Origin of the sequence: Serratia entomophila (assembly GCF_021462285.1) — a bacterium.
In the GTDB taxonomy this organism is placed as follows: Bacteria; Pseudomonadota; Gammaproteobacteria; order Enterobacterales; family Enterobacteriaceae; genus Serratia; species Serratia entomophila.
Map to the genome: position 1 here is coordinate 1,240,159 of NZ_CP082787.1, position 15,331 is coordinate 1,255,489.

General features: G+C 59.1%; 19 protein-coding genes and 1 riboswitch. Of the genes, 4 read left to right on the forward strand and 15 right to left on the reverse strand.

Annotation, left to right across the window (positions count from 1 at the left end):
• Positions 1–3: 3 nt before the first annotated feature.
• Both KHA73_RS06075 and KHA73_RS06080 read right to left on the reverse strand, forming a co-directional pair.
• Positions 4–165: a YnfU family zinc-binding protein gene (locus KHA73_RS06075; protein WP_234589723.1), complete on the reverse strand. Its 162-nt coding sequence runs from the start codon at positions 163–165 to the stop codon at positions 4–6.
• An 81-nt stretch (positions 166–246) separates the two neighbouring features.
• Positions 247–726 (reverse strand): cold-shock protein, encoded by a 480-nt coding sequence (locus KHA73_RS06080; protein WP_234591195.1) that lies wholly within the window; start codon positions 724–726, stop codon positions 247–249.
• 168 nt (positions 727–894) lie between these two features.
• Here KHA73_RS06080 and KHA73_RS06085 point away from each other — a divergent pair, with 168 nt between their 5' ends.
• Complete coding sequence (locus KHA73_RS06085) at positions 895–1,401, forward strand: VOC family protein (RefSeq protein WP_234589724.1); 507 nt, start codon at positions 895–897, stop codon at positions 1,399–1,401.
• A gap of 29 nt (positions 1,402–1,430) precedes the next feature.
• Here KHA73_RS06085 and KHA73_RS06090 read toward each other — a convergent pair whose 3' ends face one another.
• The 5 genes from KHA73_RS06090 to KHA73_RS06110 all read right to left on the reverse strand — a co-directional run bounded on the left by KHA73_RS06090 (position 1,431) and on the right by KHA73_RS06110 (position 6,481).
• Positions 1,431–2,258, reverse strand: coding sequence for an amino acid ABC transporter ATP-binding protein (locus KHA73_RS06090; protein WP_234589725.1), 828 nt, complete (start codon positions 2,256–2,258; stop codon positions 1,431–1,433).
• 10 nt (positions 2,259–2,268) lie between these two features.
• A complete protein-coding gene (locus KHA73_RS06095) occupies positions 2,269–3,156 on the reverse strand; it encodes an amino acid ABC transporter permease (protein ID WP_234589726.1) in 888 nt (295 codons plus the stop codon).
• Positions 3,157–3,187: 31 nt separating this feature from the next.
• Positions 3,188–3,715, reverse strand: coding sequence for a GNAT family N-acetyltransferase (locus KHA73_RS06100; protein ID WP_234589727.1), 528 nt, complete (start codon positions 3,713–3,715; stop codon positions 3,188–3,190).
• A gap of 89 nt (positions 3,716–3,804) precedes the next feature.
• Positions 3,805–5,130, reverse strand: coding sequence for an LLM class flavin-dependent oxidoreductase (locus KHA73_RS06105; protein ID WP_234589728.1), 1,326 nt, complete (start codon positions 5,128–5,130; stop codon positions 3,805–3,807).
• A 187-nt stretch (positions 5,131–5,317) separates the two neighbouring features.
• Positions 5,318–6,481, reverse strand: a complete 1,164-nt coding sequence (locus KHA73_RS06110; RefSeq protein ID WP_234589729.1) for a M20 peptidase aminoacylase family protein — start codon at positions 6,479–6,481, stop codon at positions 5,318–5,320.
• A 345-nt stretch (positions 6,482–6,826) separates the two neighbouring features.
• Here KHA73_RS06110 and cspE point away from each other — a divergent pair, with 345 nt between their 5' ends.
• Positions 6,827–7,036: a transcription antiterminator/RNA stability regulator CspE gene (gene cspE / locus KHA73_RS06115; RefSeq protein WP_002210315.1), complete on the forward strand. Its 210-nt coding sequence runs from the start codon at positions 6,827–6,829 to the stop codon at positions 7,034–7,036.
• Between the two features lie 60 nt (positions 7,037–7,096).
• Here the strand turns inward: cspE and KHA73_RS06120 are convergent, their stop codons facing one another.
• From KHA73_RS06120 to crcB, 3 genes are all read right to left on the reverse strand, one after another.
• Positions 7,097–8,287 (reverse strand): multidrug effflux MFS transporter, encoded by a 1,191-nt coding sequence (locus KHA73_RS06120; protein WP_234589730.1) that lies wholly within the window; start codon positions 8,285–8,287, stop codon positions 7,097–7,099.
• 5 nt (positions 8,288–8,292) lie between these two features.
• Positions 8,293–8,889 (reverse strand): TetR/AcrR family transcriptional regulator, encoded by a 597-nt coding sequence (locus KHA73_RS06125; RefSeq protein WP_234589731.1) that lies wholly within the window; start codon positions 8,887–8,889, stop codon positions 8,293–8,295.
• Positions 8,890–9,182: 293 nt separating this feature from the next.
• On the reverse strand, positions 9,183–9,566 hold the full coding sequence (gene crcB, locus KHA73_RS06130; protein ID WP_234589732.1) for a fluoride efflux transporter CrcB: 384 nt from the start codon (positions 9,564–9,566) through the stop codon (positions 9,183–9,185).
• A gap of 79 nt (positions 9,567–9,645) precedes the next feature.
• Positions 9,646–9,708: riboswitch (Fluoride riboswitch) on the reverse strand.
• Positions 9,709–9,788: 80 nt separating this feature from the next.
• Here crcB and KHA73_RS06135 point away from each other — a divergent pair.
• Positions 9,789–10,217, forward strand: coding sequence for a GNAT family N-acetyltransferase (locus KHA73_RS06135; protein WP_234589733.1), 429 nt, complete (start codon positions 9,789–9,791; stop codon positions 10,215–10,217).
• 187 nt (positions 10,218–10,404) lie between these two features.
• A complete protein-coding gene (gene tatA / locus KHA73_RS06140) occupies positions 10,405–10,620 on the forward strand; it encodes a Sec-independent protein translocase subunit TatA (RefSeq protein WP_095100038.1) in 216 nt (71 codons plus the stop codon).
• Positions 10,621–10,715: 95 nt separating this feature from the next.
• On the opposite strand, the gene lipA is transcribed toward tatA, so the two are convergent.
• The 5 genes from lipA to rlpA all read right to left on the reverse strand — a co-directional run bounded on the left by lipA (position 10,716) and on the right by rlpA (position 15,322).
• On the reverse strand, positions 10,716–11,681 hold the full coding sequence (lipA, locus tag KHA73_RS06145) for a lipoyl synthase (protein ID WP_095096217.1): 966 nt from the start codon (positions 11,679–11,681) through the stop codon (positions 10,716–10,718).
• Positions 11,674–12,342, reverse strand: a complete 669-nt coding sequence (gene lipB, locus KHA73_RS06150; protein ID WP_234589734.1) for a lipoyl(octanoyl) transferase LipB — start codon at positions 12,340–12,342, stop codon at positions 11,674–11,676. Before lipB ends, lipA begins: the two co-directional genes overlap by 8 nt.
• Positions 12,343–12,476: 134 nt before the next feature.
• Positions 12,477–12,743, reverse strand: a complete 267-nt coding sequence (gene ybeD / locus KHA73_RS06155; RefSeq protein WP_234589736.1) for a DUF493 family protein YbeD — start codon at positions 12,741–12,743, stop codon at positions 12,477–12,479.
• A gap of 111 nt (positions 12,744–12,854) precedes the next feature.
• Positions 12,855–14,066, reverse strand: a complete 1,212-nt coding sequence (gene dacA / locus KHA73_RS06160) for a D-alanyl-D-alanine carboxypeptidase DacA (protein ID WP_061799275.1) — start codon at positions 14,064–14,066, stop codon at positions 12,855–12,857.
• A 182-nt stretch (positions 14,067–14,248) separates the two neighbouring features.
• Complete coding sequence (gene rlpA / locus KHA73_RS06165; protein ID WP_234589737.1) at positions 14,249–15,322, reverse strand: endolytic peptidoglycan transglycosylase RlpA; 1,074 nt, start codon at positions 15,320–15,322, stop codon at positions 14,249–14,251.
• Between the last annotated feature and the right edge of the window lie 9 nt (positions 15,323–15,331).

Genomic DNA, 15,331 nt, shown 5'->3' on the forward strand with positions numbered 1-15,331 from the left:
GTTTCAGCCCTGCCGGGGTTCAAATTCGGCGCCGCAGTTGGGGCAGATCAACATCACTTTTTGCCGTAGCGTCGCGCATTTCTGGCGGGTAACGTAGGCGCATTTGGGACAGGCGATTTGGGTGGAGCGGTTGATAAAGCCATTAACGCTGGGAGTGTCGGACATATCGGCGGCCTGTGTCAGGTGAAAACCCACGCTAACACAGGCGGTAGCAAATAGCCCTGATTGTTTTTTATACCGAAACGCTTACAGGCTCTTCAGCGCCTTGAGGGTGTCGTCCATATCGATTTCGTGCTCGGAGAAGGTATGGGTCGCGTTCTGGAAGGTGGTGATGGTCAGCATGCGCAGCGTCTGCATGGTTTGCGGCGCTTCTTCAGACTGCGGGCGGATGCGGTTCATCAGCAGGCCCACCGACAGCACGGTATTCTCTTTGTCCACTTCTGCCTTGACCGGCACTTCTTTGGTGAAGGTGTTGAAGGACTTGATGCTGGAAATCTTGATTCTTTCGTTGGCGATGATGATGTACTTGCTCGGCGCCAGCACCTTGACCGCAAAGGCGGACGGGCCTTTGGCGTTGTTGGTCGGCTCGAAGGTCACCGCCGCGTTTTTCTTAATCAGCTCCGGGTTTTGCACTTTAATCACGTGAAAATAACGATTTTCCCCGTTCTCATCGGTAATAAAGCCGAAGCCTTTGTCTTCAAAAAAAGTCGTTATCTTGCCGTTCATCGTCATTCTCATAAATTCGTTTGATACAGCGCTTATGATAGCGCGGAATACCCGCCAGTAACAGATTGGGCGCGCCCGCATTTAATAATGCGATAACGGCATTTAGCGCATTTTCGGCCACATGCTATTTTTCATCCTGACTTCATTCAATGCGGAAAGGGAAAATCGATGGGAATCAAACGCCTTAATCACGCGGTGCTGTACGTCAGCGATGTGCAGCGCAGCGCAGAGTTTTATCACCAGGCGCTGGGGTTTAAGCTGAAACCGACCGACAACCCGGACAACGCGGTGTTTACCCAGGCGGCCGACTCGGATAACGACCACGATCTGGCGCTGTTCAGCAAGAACCTGGGGCAGCAGCGCGCCGGAGTCTTCCGTGCCAACGGCGAACCGCCGGCGGAACATGAACCGCCGGCCGGGCTGTACCACCTGGCCTGGGAGGTGGACAGCCTTGCGGAGCTGGAGCGCATTCGCGATCGGCTGGCTGAGCGGGGCATTCTCGGGCTGGAAGAGGATCACGGGGTGCACAAGAGCATCTACGGCCACGATCCGGACGGGCTGCTGTTTGAGATCGCCTGGTTTATCCCCCCGGCGCTGTTGACCGAGCAGGATAAAAATCAGCGGGGCATTCGGCCGCTGGACTTCGCCGCCGAGAAACGCCGCTTCGCCGTTTGATGTGCCGGGGCGCCGCCGCGCCCCGCAGGTTACAACACCTTATTGAGAAAGTTGATGGTGCGCTGGTGCTGCGGTTGGTTCAGCACCTGCCGCGCCTCGCCCTGTTCGACTATCTGCCCGTCGACCATAAACACCACCCGATCCGCCGCCTCGCGCGCGAAACCTATCTCGTGGGTGACCACCACCAGGGTGACGCCCAAATCCGCCAGCCCCTTGATCACGTCCAGCACTTCGCCGACCAGCTCGGGATCGAGCGCCGACGTCGGCTCATCGAACAGGATCACCTTCGGGTTCAGCGCCAGCGCGCGCGCAATGGCGATGCGCTGTTGCTGGCCGCCGGACAAGTGGCGCGGGTAGGCGTCCGCTTTGTGGCGCAGCCCGACGGTGTCCAGCAATTGGCAGGCCACCTCTTTCGCCCGTTCGCGGCTGTGGATTTTATGCACCACCGGCGCTTCAATGATGTTTTCCAGCACCGTCAGGTGGGGGAACAGGTTAAAGTTCTGGAACACGTAGCCGACGTTGATGCGCTGGCGCAGAATGGCCTTCTCCTTCAGCTCATACAGCCGGTCGCCCTTGCGGCGGTAGCCGACGTAATCGCCGTCGATGCGGATAAAGCCTTCGTCAACGCGCTCCAGGTGGTTGATCGCCCGCAGCAGGGTTGATTTGCCGGAGCCGGACGGCCCGAGGATCACCGTGACCGTACCCGGCTGCAGCGTCAGGCTGACGTCGTCCAGCGCCTTGTGGCGGCCGAAATACTTGCTCACGTTGCTGATTTCAATCAGGCCGCGTGCCGGCACCGGCTGGATGTGACGCACCGGCTGTTCGCGTAATGCATAATAATCAATGGCTTCAGACATAGAGAGTCTCCTAACGTTTTAGCCAGCCGGCCAGTCGCTGCCACGGCGTTGGAGGCAGTTCGCGCACCGCGCCCCGGGCAAAGTAGCGTTCGATGTAGTATTGGATCACCGACAGCGCGGTGGTGATGAACAGATACCAGACGGTAGCGACCATCAGCAGCGGTATCACTTGCTGGGTGCGGTTGTAGATGACCTGGATGGTGTAAAACAGTTCCGGCAGCGCCAATACGTAGACGATCGAGGTGCCCTTGGCCAGGCTGATGATTTCGTTGAAGCCGGTCGGAATGATCGAACGCAGCGCCTGCGGCAAAATGATGCGGAAGGTGCGGCGATAGCCGGGCAGGCCGAGCGCCGCCGCCGCTTCGTGCTGGCCGTAATCCACGCCGAGAATGCCGCCGCGGATGATTTCGGCGGTGTAGGCCGATTGCACCAGCGTCAGGCCCAGCACCGCGACGGAAAACTGGCCGAGAATATCAATGGTCGGGTAACTGGCGAACACCCACGAGGTAAAGGGGATACCCAACGAAATAGAATCGTACAGGTACGAAAAGTTGTACAGAATGATCAGCACCAGGATCAGCGGCAGCGAGCGGAACAGCCAGATATAACCCCAGGCCAGCGAGGCCAGCAGGTAAGAGCGCGACAGCCGCGCCAGCGCCAGCAGGGTGCCGAAGATGATGCTGAACAGCGTGCCGAGCAGCGTCAGCAACAAGGTTTGCCCCAGCCCGGCCAGCACTGCGGGAGCGAAGAACCACTCGGCGAACACCGGCCATTCCCAACGTTCATTGGCCGCCACCGATTGTATTATCGCCGCCAGAATAAACAGTGAAAACAGCGCGCCCACCAGCCGCAGCGGATAGCGTGCGGGAACGACTTTCAATACTTCTTGTTTGGACATCTCAATGCTCCTGAAACAGATAACGGGGGCCTTAGGCGATCTTCCTTTCCGACACGCAACAGAGCGCGTCCTCTGTTATCAGGCTTTTGCGAAACGGCAGCCGGCCATCGTAGGGCGGGCGGCTGTAGATCTCGCTGTCGATGCTCGGGTCGAACTGCGGCTGATAGCCGTTGCTCAAATAGAGGCCCACCGCCTCGGGTTGGCGAAAGCCGGTGGTCAGGTAGAGGTGGCGGTAACCCTGTTCGAGCGCCAGCGTCTCCAACTGCTGCAGCACCCGCTGCGCCAGCCCCTGGCGGCGCAGATCGCCGCGTGTCCAGATGCGTTTTAGCTCGGCGGTTTGCGGATCGTAGCGTTTGAAGGCGCCCATGGCGATTGGCGCACCGCCGCGCAGCAGCACGATAAAGGCCCCTTGCGGCGGTGCGTACAGATCCAGCGGCTCCTGCTCCTGGTCACCGAAATAGTCGCCGTAGCGCCGGCGGTACTCGCCGAACAGCCCCTCGATAACCGGCGCGATCAGCGGATCGTCCGGCAGCGTCTGGATAAAAACGTCGTTTGCCATCGGTATGTTCCCCTAATCGTTCAGCGCAGCCGGCAATACCGTAGCGGTAAAGATTCTCTGCATAGCGGATATCCCTGAATATGTTCTTATTATTGGGTGAATTGGTTCAGCGGCTGTTTCAGCCCAAGGTGTTCGCGCAACGTGTCGCCCTGATAATCGCTGCGGAACAGACCGCGTTGCTGCAGGATAGGCACCACCCGATCGACGAAATGGCCGAACGAATTCGGCGTGCCGCCGCTGATGATGAAGCCGTCGGCGGCGTGATTGTCGAACCAGCTTTGCAGGCCGTCCGCCACCGCTTCCGGCGTGCCGCCGAATACCGGCCGCGGCGAAGCCGCTTCAAGGGCCACCTCGCGCAGCGTCAGGCGGCGCTCGCGTGCGTTGCGTTTGATGGCGTCGGTGGTGCTGCGGAAGCTGTTTTGCCCCAGATCGCCGATGTCCGGGAAGGGCTCGTCCAGCGGGTGGCGGGAGAAATCGTAATGTTCAAAGTAGCGTCCGAGATAATTGAGAGCGTTCTCGATGCTCACCAAACGGGCGGTTTCCCAATACTGGCGTTCGACGTCTTCATTGTCGTCGCCGACGATCACGCTCACTCCCTGGAAGATGCGCAGGTCGTCCGGTTCGCGCCCCTGTTCCACCAGCTGGCGCTTCACGTCCTGATAAAATTCTTGCGCTTGCTCCCGGCTTTCATGGTGGGTGAAGATCGCGTCGGCGTGTTTGGCCGCCAGCTGTTTGCCATCCTCGGAAGCGCCGGCCTGAAACAGGATCGGGCGCCCCTGCGGGGTGCGGCCGATGTTCAGCGGCCCTTGCACCGTGAAAAACTCACCCTGATGATTCAGCGTATGCAGTTTGCCGGCGTTGAAGAATTCGCCGCTGGCTTTATTGCGCACAAAGGCATCCTGCTCCCAGGAATCCCACAGCCCTTTGGTGACCTCGAGAAACTCGCCGGCGATGCGATAGCGCAGGCTGTGCTCCGGGTGCGCCGCGCGCGAGAAGTTCTTGGCGGACCCCTCCAGCGGTGAAGTTACCACGTTCCAGCCGGCGCGCCCCTTGCTCAGATGATCGAGGCTGGCGAACTGGCGGGCCACGGTAAAAGGATCGCTGTAGGAGGTGGAAAGGGTGCCCACCAGGCCGATTTTATCGGTGGCGGCGGACAAGGCGGCCAACAGAGTCAGGGGCTCGAAGCGGTTAAGAAAATGCGGGATGGATTTTTCGTTAATATATAAGCCGTCGGCAACGAATACGAAATCAAACTTGCCCTGTTCGGCCTTCTTCGCCGAGGCAATATTAAAATCGAGATTAATGCTGGCGTCGGCGGTGGCGTCCGGATGTCGCCAGGCAGACATATTTCCCGATGCGCCATGCAGAATGGCGCCAAGGCGCAATTGCCTTTGGTTGTTCGCATTGTTGCTCATTGCTTCATCCTGTAATGCGCCGCTGCGGCGCGCTGTGTCTGATGTCTCCACTATTGATGAGCGCTGGCGGGATGTAAAACAACAAAACAGCATATTCAAATGATGAAAACGGCAAATATCCGGGTGGGGGAAATAATAAATCCCGACGCAGTTTTCACTGCGCCGGGGAAATAATGATGGCGGGGATTCAGGCGTTGCTGGTGGCTTTTTCCGGTACGCTGGCTAATTGTTGCAGGGTGCGCTCGGCCAGCAATTCAAAATATTGCGAAGCCGGGAAAATAGCCTGCTCGTCCGGATTGAAGCGCGGGTGATGCAGGCCGAATTCGCTGGCGGATCCGATGCTGACGAACACCCCCGGCACATGATGCAGGTAAAGGGCGAAATCTTCCCCGCCCATCTGCAACTCCGCTTCTTCTACCCGATAGCCGGCTTCGGCGGCGACGGTCTTGCTGAATGCCGCCCAGCGCGCATCGTTGATAACCGCCGGCGGCCCCGGTTGCCAGATCAGCTCGGCCTGAGCGCCCAGCGAAGCGGCGACGCCGCCGATCACCTGGCGAATTTTGTCCGGCACCTGCCGCCGCACCGCATCGCTGTGGGTGCGCACCGTGCCTTCCAGCTCCACGGTTTGCGGCAGCACGTTCCAGGTATTGCCGCCCTCGATGCGCGTCACGCTGACCACCAGAGATTCCAGAGAGCTGAAGCTGCGGCTAGGCAGGGTTTGCAGCGCGCCGACGATCTGGCTGGCGGTCACTATGGTGTCCACCCCTTGCTCCGGCTTGGCGGCGTGCGCGCCTTTGCCGGTGATCAGGATCTGGAAGCGGTCGACGTTGGCGTAAAACGGCCCGGCGCGGGTGGCGAAGGTACCGGTGGGCAGTTCGGGCGCATTGTGCAGGCCGAACACCGCCGCCACGTTATCCAGCGCGCCGGCGTCGATCAGGTGCTGCGCGCCGTTGAAGGTTTCTTCGGCCGGCTGGAAGAAAATGCGCACCGTGCCGGGCAGGGTGGGCTCGCGCCCTTTCAACAACAGGGCGGCGCCGAGCATCACCGAGGTGTGGAAATCGTGCCCGCAGGCATGCATTACGCCGTCGTTTTGCGAACTGAAAGGCACGCCGGAGATCTCGTCGATTGGCAACGCGTCAATATCGCCGCGCAGCGCGATGATTGGGCCTTTGCCGCTGCCGATTTCGGCAACCACGCCGGTTTTCAGCGCCAGCGGCAAAATGCGGATGCCGGCCTCCTGCAGCCAGCGGGTAATGCGCGCCGTGGTGGCGAATTCGCGGTTGGAAAGCTCAGGGTTCTGATGCAGTTCACGGCGGTAGGCGACGATCTTCTCGGCCAGTTGGCTGGTCATAGGCTTGGCTCACAGTGATAAATATTCACTAACCCTAGTGCAGGGCGCGCGGAAGCAAAAAGACCTTCTGGTTATATTTCATAGCGATTGCGTCTGCATCGGGCTGTCAACGCCGTTTTTTCGCGGGGTAACAGGCGTTCGACCGCCGTTCGCCGGCGCCTGCAGTGGATTGGGCTGCCGGGGAACCGCTTAGCAACCGGTGCAATCAATTTACACCGCGCTATACGGATTTTTTCACTTTTTATCGGCTTTATGTGATCCAGGTTGTGGACAAAATCCGGCCTAATTGCTGTACTGTAATGGACACACTTCTTGTGTCTTACATTCACGTTAAAGGTAAGTTTGATGTCTAAGATTAAAGGTAGCGTTAAGTGGTTTAATGAATCCAAAGGTTTCGGCTTCATTACTCCGGAAGATGGTAGCAAGGACGTTTTCGTTCACTTCTCTGCCATCGCTAGCAATGGTTTCAAAACTCTTGCTGAAGGCCAGCGTGTAGAATTTGAAATCACGAACGGTGCCAAAGGGCCATCTGCTGCTAACGTTATCGCCATCTAAGCTACAGTAGCCGAAATTCTTAAAACCCGCTCCCTGAGCGGGTTTTTTATTGCCTGCTCATTATGCCTGCGGCTTGCGCACCAGCAGGCTGAACAGCAGGATGGCGATGGCGTAGCAGCCGACGATGGTCAGCGCCATCGAAACGCTGGAGGTGCCGCCCAACCCGGTCAGCGGCACGCTGCAGGCGCCGAGCGCGAACATGCACACTCCGATAAGCGCCGAAGCGCTGCCCGCTTTATCGCCCTGGCTTTGCATCGCCAACGACGAGGCGGTAGGGCCGACGATGCCGATCACCGCAACGGAGAAGAACAGCGGCAGCAGCACCAGCACCAGCGGCGCCTGCAGGCCGGCGGCCAGCAGCAACAGCAAAGAGGCGACTGCGGCCAGCGTCAGCCCGCCTTTCAACACCCGCGTTTCGCCCCAGCGGGCGCTCAGCCGGCTGGCCAACTGGGCGGAGATAATCAGCCCGACGCCGTTAATGGCGAAACACAGGCTGAACATCTGCGGGCTGAGGCCGTAAATCTGCTGCAGCACGAAGGGGGAAGCGCCGATGTAGGCGAACATGCCGGCCATCACGAAGCCCTGGGTCAGACACAGGCCCATAAACTGGCGCTGGGTCAGCAATCCGCCCAGCGACAGCAGCATCGCCAGAATGCCGCCCTGGCTGCGGCGCTCCGGCGGCAGCGATTCTTTCAGCTTCAGGCTTGCCAGGGAGAACAGCAGTACCGCCACCGCCGCCAGCACGCCGAAAATGCCCCGCCAATCCATAAACTGCAGCATCACGCCGCCCAGCACCGGCGCGACGATCGGCGCCAGGCCGTTGACCAGCATCAGCAAGGCGAAAAAGCGAGTCAGCTCATGACCGGCATAGAGATCGCGCGCAATGGCGCGGGAAATCACCGCACCGCCGGCACCGGCCAACCCCTGCAGCAGGCGTGCGATCAGCAACTGGTCGATGGTCGGCGCCAGCGCACACCAGATAGAGGTGATCAGCAGCAGCGCCAGCGACAGCAGCAGCGGGCGCATGCGGCCCAGCTTGTCGCTGTAGGGGCCGAAAATCAGCTGGCCGACGCCCAGGCCCAACAGACCGGCGGTCAGGCTGAGCTGCGCGCTGGCGGTTGAGGTATTGAGGTCGCCCGCCATTTCGGGCAGGGCGGGCAGGTAGAGGTCGGTGCACAGCGGGCCGAGCGCGGCCAGCAGGCCGAGCACCACCGCGTACACCAGACGCTGCCTGGATGTATGTTTGGTCATGGTGATTAAGGTTTCCTGAAAAGATTGACGATGGCTTGTTGGTAGAGTCCGCTCAGCAGGGGGACATCGGCCTTTTGGGTCGTGAGCATGCGGTAGCCGGTGCCTTCGCTCATTACGGCGATAAATTCCACCCGGGCGGCGATTTCTTCCACGCTGAAATGAGGATAAAGCCGCTGCAGATTGCGGCAGACGTGCTGAAACAGCCGCGTTTCCGCGTCGCTGAGCATTTTCGCCACCGTTGGGTTGCGCGTAGCCTCGGCGGTGACTTCCAGCATCAGCAGGTGATCGGTTTCGCTTTCACCCGGCTGTTGGAACAGAGTGCGCGCCGCCAGGGTTTCGGCGATCAGGTTGATATGATCGCCAAGATCTTCCAGACGCTGCATCTTGGCCGCGATGATGCGGTTGACGATTTCTTCGATGATCGCGTCTTTATTGGCGAAATAGCGGTAGATCTGCCCAACGCTGAGCTGGGAACCCTGCGCGATTTCCGCCATGCTGGCGGCATGGAAGCCGTGCCGGCGAAAGCAAATTTTCGCCGCTGCGACGATTTGGTCGCGCCGCGCCTGCACCTTGGCCTGCTTGCTGTCGAGAGCTGTGGTCATTCCCCGATCCTTTAGCCGGTAGTTGTTTTTGGGTGTGAACGTTCATTCTCAATTGTAATGCAGAAGTAGCGGCAAAGGAAATTTTAATGCGGGCAGGGCGCGTGGGAAGGATCAGGCGAACAGATAGGCCTTGATAAAGGCGGCGATAATCAATACGCACAGCAGGGTAGCGATAATTTCAGCGGCGGTTTTTGGCAGGCTAAACATCAAAGGCTCTCATCCAGTCAGGGGTACTGGATGAGATTATGCGCATGCAAGATTAAGGAAACATTAAGACGGCAGGCGGGAAGACATTATCGGCCGCTTACCCAGGTCACCAGCATAAACGCCAGCAGGGTCATCGCCAGCGAGCCGGCCAGGTTAAGCAGCATATTCGCCAACGCCCAGGCGAAGCGCCCATCCTGCATCAGGTACACCACCTCCAGCGAAAAGGTGGAGAAGGTGGTCAGGCCGCCGCAAAAACCGGTGGTGATCAACAGTTTCCAGCCGGCGTCCAGATGCGTCATGCGGGTAAATATGGCGATAGCCAGCCCAATGACAAAGCCGCCGACCAGGTTGACCGTCAGCGTGCCGAGCGGAATATGCGCGTTAAGCGGGTTCATCTTCATGCTAACCGCCCAGCGCAATACGCTGCCGATGCCGCCGCCAATAAACACGGCCAGTAAAGAGCTCAACATGGTTGCATTACCCTTTCATAAACGGGATAGAGAGTACTCAGAAAGGTTCAGGCGCAATGCTACGCTCCCCTCTCTGAGAGGTTACGTAGACATCATCAGCCTGCAAAGGCGGTTCGGGAGGAATGTCATCTCCATGGCTTTGCGCGTTTTTTTGCCGCGCAGGTGGATGTTACACCCAACCCGGCCTATTTTGTAGTATCTGCAAATATTGGAGAGTGCAAAATGGAAATCAGAAACGCCGTCATGGCGGACCGGGAAGCTATCGCGGCGCTGATGGCGGCGCTGGATTACGCCGGAACCGAAGCGTTTATCGAGGCGCGCCTGGCGCAGCTGCTGGCGCATCCGGACGAAGCCGTGCTGGTGGCCGCCGATGAAGAAGGCGTGCTGGGCGTATTGTCGCTGCATTTTCTGCCGCAGTTGGCGTTGGCCGGCGATATTTGCCGCATCAGCTATTTTTGCGTGGACGATCGGGCGCGCGGGGCGGGGGTTGGCCAACGTTTACTGGCCGAGGGCGAGGCGCTGGCGCGGCTGCGCGGCTGCGATCGTCTGGAGGTGCATTGCCACAGCCGGCGTGAACGGGCGCACGCCTTCTATCAGCGAGAAGGCTTTTTTGAGGCGCCCAAGTATTTTGCCAAGTTATTAAGTGATTAAGTTGCCTGGCTGAGGTCGTCGACGTCTGGCCCGCCGCGCGCCGGGTCTTTAACCGGCGGCTGTGCCGAAAGATCTCACTCTGTTACATGTTGTTGTTGTTTTAGCCCAGGGAAAGTAGCTAAATATTTGCAGGCAAGCTTTGTTTTTCTCGCTGCATACGCAGCGCTATATGAATAAGAAGGTGAGTATGGAAGGTATTAGCATTACCAAACTTCTGGTGATCGCGGTGTTGGTCATTTTACTGTTCGGGACCAGCAAACTGCGCACACTGGGCGCCGATCTGGGCGCAGCGCTGAAGGGCTTCAAAAAAGCGGTCGGCGACGACAGCACGCCGCCGGCAGCCAATAACGCTGCGGAAAGCCAGTCCGCCCAGCAGCAGAGCGTCGAGAAGAAAGACGTTTAAACCCGCCTCAGGCTGAGCAATAAAAAACGGATGCCGCCAGGACATCCGTTTTTTGGCGTTTCCGCCGTTTGAAGCGTAACAAACTGTTACCGCTTTTATTTCACTTCCATCCCTTTCGCCTGCAGATCGGCATGGTAGGAAGAACGAACGAACGGGCCGCAGGCCGCGTGGGTAAAGCCCATCGCCATCGCTTCTTCTTTCATCTCATCGAACTCTGCCGGGCTGACGTAACGTTGTACCGGCAGGTGATGACGGCTTGGCTGCAGATACTGGCCCAGCGTCAGCATGGTGACGCCGTGGCGACGCAGATCGCGCATCACTTCGACGATTTCCGCATTGGTTTCCCCCAGGCCGACCATCAGGCCGGATTTGGTTGGAATATGCGGATGTGCTTCCTTAAAGCGTTCCAGCAGCTTCAGCGACCACTCGTAGTTGGCGCCCGGGCGGACCTGGCGGTAAACGCGCGGTACGTTTTCCAGGTTGTGGTTGAACACGTCCGGCGGCGTCGCGGTCAGGATCTCCAGCGCACGGTCCATACGGCCGCGGAAGTCCGGCACCAGGGTTTCTATCTTGATGGTCGGGTTCTTGGCGCGAATGGCGGCGATGCAGTCGGCAAAGTGCTGAGCACCGCCGTCGCGCAGATCGTCGCGGTCAACCGAGGTGATCACCACGTAACGCAGGCCCATATCGGCAATGGTCTGCGCCAGTTTTTCCGGTTCGTTGGCGTCCGGGGCGACCGGGCGGCCGTGGGCCACGTCGCAGAACGGGCAGCGGCGAGTACAGATGGCGCCGAGGATCATGAAGGTAGCGGTGCCATGGTTGAAGCACTCAGACAGGTTCGGGCAAGAGGCTTCCTCGCACACCGAATGCAGGCCGTTTTTACGCATCGCGGCTTTAATGCCCTGAATGCGCGTTGAGTCGGCAGGCAGTTTGATTTTCATCCACTCGGGTTTACGCAACAGCTCCTGCCGTTCGGTGACCACGGTTTTCACCGGGATCAGCGCCATTTTGTCTGCATCGCGGTATTTGACGCCGCGTTCCATCTGAATTGGTTTACTCATAATCGTGCAGGTTCCAGTTACGAAGCTCGACCGTCTGGTAGCCGAGTAAATGAACAAATTCCTGTACCAGGACTGGGTGTACGTCTTCAATGCCAACGCCGGGCGCCAGCGCGCTGACCTGCGCCATCTGCATGCCGGCGTAACCGCAGGGATTGATGCGTTGGAAGGGGCTGAGATCCATCGCCACATTCAGGGCCAGGCCGTGGAATGAGCTGCCTTTGCGGATCCGCAAACCCAACGAACAAATTTTCTGCTCCCCCACGTACACGCCGGGCGCATCCGGGCGGGCGCGCGATTCGATGCGGAAATGGGCGAGGGTGTTGATAACGGTATCTTCTATCGCCGTGACCAGCTGGCGCACGCCAACCTTGTTGCGTTTCAGATCGACCATCACGTACATCACCTGCTGCCCCGGGCCATGGTAGGTCACCTGGCCGCCGCGATCGCTCAGAATCACCGGGATATCGCCCGGCATCAACAGGTGTTCCGCCTTACCGGCCTGGCCCTGGGTAAACACCGGTTGATGCTGCACCAACCACAGCTCATCGGGCGTGGTTTCGCTGCGGCTGTCGGTGAAGTTATGCATGGCTTGGGATACAGGCGCGTAGGGCTGCAACCCCAGCTGACGCAAAATGATCTTGTCTGGTTGCAAAAGAGTCATCGTCAGGTTACAGAAGTGGTAAAGCCATTATACCGAGCGCTCTGGCCCGCGACCAGCATTTCGCTGACCAAAAATGCGCAACCCGGGCAGACGATGCGCCGGCCCGGGTTGAAAAGTAGAGGTTTGTGCTGGAATTACAGCACCATGCGGACAATTTCAATATTGCCCAGCTCTTCGTACAGCGTCTCCACCTGGTCGATATGGGTGGCGTTGATGGTGATAGAGACGGAGTGGTAGTTGCCTTTGCTGCTCGGTTTAACCTGCGGGTTATAATCCCCGGGAGCATGGCGCTGCACCACCTCAACCACCTGGTCAACCAGCTCCGGCTGCGCCAGGCCCATTACCTTGTAGGTAAACGAGCAAGGGAATTCGAGCAGTTCGTTCAGTTTGGTTTTTTGCATGTGCGCTCCAGAGTGCTGCTATGGGTATAGCTAATCTATAAATTATAACTCCCGCCTGAGCGGGAGTTAATGTTATTCAGTATATGGGGACGATTTCGCCCGATTCAACTGTTAACCGAACCAGTGATGGAACATCAGTTTGATGTAGTCCACGATGCGGCTGAAGAAACCGCCTTCTTTCACTTCGTTCATCACCACCAGCGGGCGCTGATCGATGGTTTTGCCGTCCAGCTGGAAGTTGATGCTGCCGACCACCTGATTCTTCGCCAGCGGGGCGTGAATTTCCGGGGTGTTCAGCACGTAGCTGGCTTTCAGATCTTTCATGCGGCCGCGCGGGATGGTCAGGTAGACGTCTTTGTCTACGCCCAACTCAACGCGATCCGCATCGCCGAACCAGACCGGCTCGGAAGCGAACTCTTTGCCGACTTTCAATGGCGCCACGGTTTCGAAGAAGCGGAAGCCCCAGGTCAGCAGTTTTTTGCTTTCGGCTTCGCGGCCTTTGTAGGTGCGGCCGCCCATCACGGCGGAGATCAGGCGCATCTGGCCTTCGGTCGCCGAAGCCACCAGGTTGTAACCCGCAGCGTCTGTATGGCCGGTCTTGATGCCGTCGACGTTCAGGCTGTTATCCCACAGCAAGCCGTTACGGTTCATCTGGCGGATATTGTTGAAGGTGAATTCTTTTTCTTTATAAATGGCGTACTCGTCCGGTACGTCGCGGATCAGCGCCTGGCCGATCAGTGCCATGTCGCGCGCGGAGCTGTACTGGCCCTGCGCATCCAGGCCGTGCACCGTCTGGAAGTGGGTGTTCTGCAGGCCCAGCTTGCTGACGTAGGTGTTCATCAGGTTAACGAAGGCGTCCTGGCTGCCGGCCACGTAGTCGGCCATCGCCACGCAGGCGTCGTTGCCGGACTGCAGGTTGATGCCGCGGGTCAGCTTGGAGACCGGCACGCGGTCGCCCGGCTTCAGGAACATCAGCGAGGAGCCTTTGAATACCGGGTTGCCGGTCGCCCACGCGTCCTGCCCCACGGTAACCAGGTCTTCCTGGCCGATCTTGCCCGCTTTCAGCGCCTGGCCGATGACGTAGCTGGTCATCATTTTGGTCAGGCTGGCCGGATCGCGGCGCGCATCGGCGTTCATTTCAGCCAGAACCTTGCCGGAGTTGTAATCAATCAGGATGTACGCTTCCGCATCGATCTGCGGAACACCTGGGATCATGGTTTTGATATTAACGTCATCGGCATGCGCAACGGTAGCTGCGCTCATCGCGATAACGGTGCCGAGCGCTATGCTCTTGATTAAGCGAAAAGAAGTTACATGTTTCATGATCGGGACTACAACATCCGTGAGGGTAAAAGTTAAAAAACGAGCCACACTATAACAGATGAGATCCCGGCAGGCATTATCCATTCATCTGACTAATCGCGCTTAATGACGTTTTAGCTGCAAGAAAATGTTTCAGCTAAAGAAGCGTTTATCAGCCATCAATGCCCGCCGGGGCTTCAGGTTTAGGGTGCGGCGGTGACGAAAGACTGTTGCTGCGCTTCGGCGGCCAGGCGCTGTTGCAGTTCGGTGGCCTGCTGGCGGCTGCTGAAGGGCCCAAGCTGCACGCGGTAGACGTTACCGCCGGCTGCCACTTTGCCCGGCACGCCGAACTGTTGGCTCAGGCTCTGTTGCCAGCTTTGCGCGCGCTCGGCGCTGCTCAGCGCGCCGACCTGCACCAGGTAACCGCCCGATGAAGCGGCAGCGCCTGCGGCTACCGCGGTGGCGGCGACAGGGGCGGCGACGGCGGCTGGAATGGCAGGTTCTGAACTTTCCAGCACGCCGGCCGGCACTGCGCTTGGTGCGCCGAGGAACCCGCCGCGGGCGTTGCCGGTAGCGGCGGCCGGCGCAGCGTCGCCGGTATTCAGGCTGCTGTTATCGATAGGGCGTACCGCCGCGCCGCTGGCGACCGGGGCGTCCTGCTGCATTGGCGTGCCCATGCTGCTGGCACCGAGATCCGGGCGCGCCGGCAGGGCATAGCTCTGTTTCGCGACCGTGGTGCCGATGGTGCCGGGGCCGCTCAGGGTGCCGTCCGGCGCCACGCTGATGAAATCGACCTTGACCTTGGTGTTGTTGGACAGGTTGAGACGATCGGCGGCGGCTTTCGACAGGTCGATGATGCGGCCCTTGGTGTATGGCCCGCGATCGTTGACGCGCACCACCAGCTGGCGGCCGTTGGCCAGGTTGGTGACGCGCACGTAACTTGGGATAGGCAGCGTTGGGTGAGCAGCCGTCAGGGCGTTGGGATCGAACTGTTCCCCCAGCGCGGTGGTGTTGCCGTTGGCTTCTTCGCCATACCAGCTGGCCAGCCCGCTCTGCGTAAAGTTCTGCGGATCTTTCACGATGCGGTAAGTATCGCCATTAACCTTATAATCCTGCATGTTATTAGGGTTATAGGGTTCATATTGAGGCTCGACGCCGCCGATTTCCACCACCGGTCCGTTGTACGGCTGCGGCGGCGCTTGCTGTTCCGTGGTCGGGGCGGTACAGGCGGAAAGCAATACCGCCACGACGCCGACCCAAAGCCATTCCTTACGCATTACTCACCC

Bases quoted from the DNA above. Each gene is read 5' to 3' on its own strand.
- dacA (WP_061799275.1), bottom strand. From the start codon at position 14,066: ATGAAACATGTAACTTCTTTTCGCTTAATCAAGAGCATAGCGCTCGGC.
- KHA73_RS06125 (WP_234589731.1), bottom strand. From the start codon at position 8,889: ATGACCACAGCTCTCGACAGCAAGCAGGCCAAGGTGCAGGCGCGGCGC.
- KHA73_RS06100 (WP_234589727.1), bottom strand. From the start codon at position 3,715: ATGGCAAACGACGTTTTTATCCAGACGCTGCCGGACGATCCGCTGATC.
- tatA (WP_095100038.1), top strand. From the start codon at position 10,405: ATGGAAGGTATTAGCATTACCAAACTTCTGGTGATCGCGGTGTTGGTC.
- KHA73_RS06110 (WP_234589729.1), bottom strand. From the start codon at position 6,481: ATGACCAGCCAACTGGCCGAGAAGATCGTCGCCTACCGCCGTGAACTG.
- KHA73_RS06085 (WP_234589724.1), top strand. From the start codon at position 895: ATGGGAATCAAACGCCTTAATCACGCGGTGCTGTACGTCAGCGATGTG.
- crcB (WP_234589732.1), bottom strand. From the start codon at position 9,566: ATGTTGAGCTCTTTACTGGCCGTGTTTATTGGCGGCGGCATCGGCAGC.
- KHA73_RS06090 (WP_234589725.1), bottom strand. From the start codon at position 2,258: ATGTCTGAAGCCATTGATTATTATGCATTACGCGAACAGCCGGTGCGT.
- lipA (WP_095096217.1), bottom strand. From the start codon at position 11,681: ATGAGTAAACCAATTCAGATGGAACGCGGCGTCAAATACCGCGATGCA.
- lipB (WP_234589734.1), bottom strand. From the start codon at position 12,342: ATGACTCTTTTGCAACCAGACAAGATCATTTTGCGTCAGCTGGGGTTG.
- KHA73_RS06080 (WP_234591195.1), bottom strand. From the start codon at position 726: ATGAACGGCAAGATAACGACTTTTTTTGAAGACAAAGGCTTCGGCTTT.
- KHA73_RS06075 (WP_234589723.1), bottom strand. From the start codon at position 165: ATGTCCGACACTCCCAGCGTTAATGGCTTTATCAACCGCTCCACCCAA.
- KHA73_RS06095 (WP_234589726.1), bottom strand. From the start codon at position 3,156: ATGTCCAAACAAGAAGTATTGAAAGTCGTTCCCGCACGCTATCCGCTG.
- KHA73_RS06120 (WP_234589730.1), bottom strand. From the start codon at position 8,287: ATGACCAAACATACATCCAGGCAGCGTCTGGTGTACGCGGTGGTGCTC.
- cspE (WP_002210315.1), top strand. From the start codon at position 6,827: ATGTCTAAGATTAAAGGTAGCGTTAAGTGGTTTAATGAATCCAAAGGT.
- KHA73_RS06105 (WP_234589728.1), bottom strand. From the start codon at position 5,130: ATGAGCAACAATGCGAACAACCAAAGGCAATTGCGCCTTGGCGCCATT.
- ybeD (WP_234589736.1), bottom strand. From the start codon at position 12,743: ATGCAAAAAACCAAACTGAACGAACTGCTCGAATTCCCTTGCTCGTTT.
- KHA73_RS06135 (WP_234589733.1), top strand. From the start codon at position 9,789: ATGGAAATCAGAAACGCCGTCATGGCGGACCGGGAAGCTATCGCGGCG.
- rlpA (WP_234589737.1), bottom strand. From the start codon at position 15,322: ATGCGTAAGGAATGGCTTTGGGTCGGCGTCGTGGCGGTATTGCTTTCC.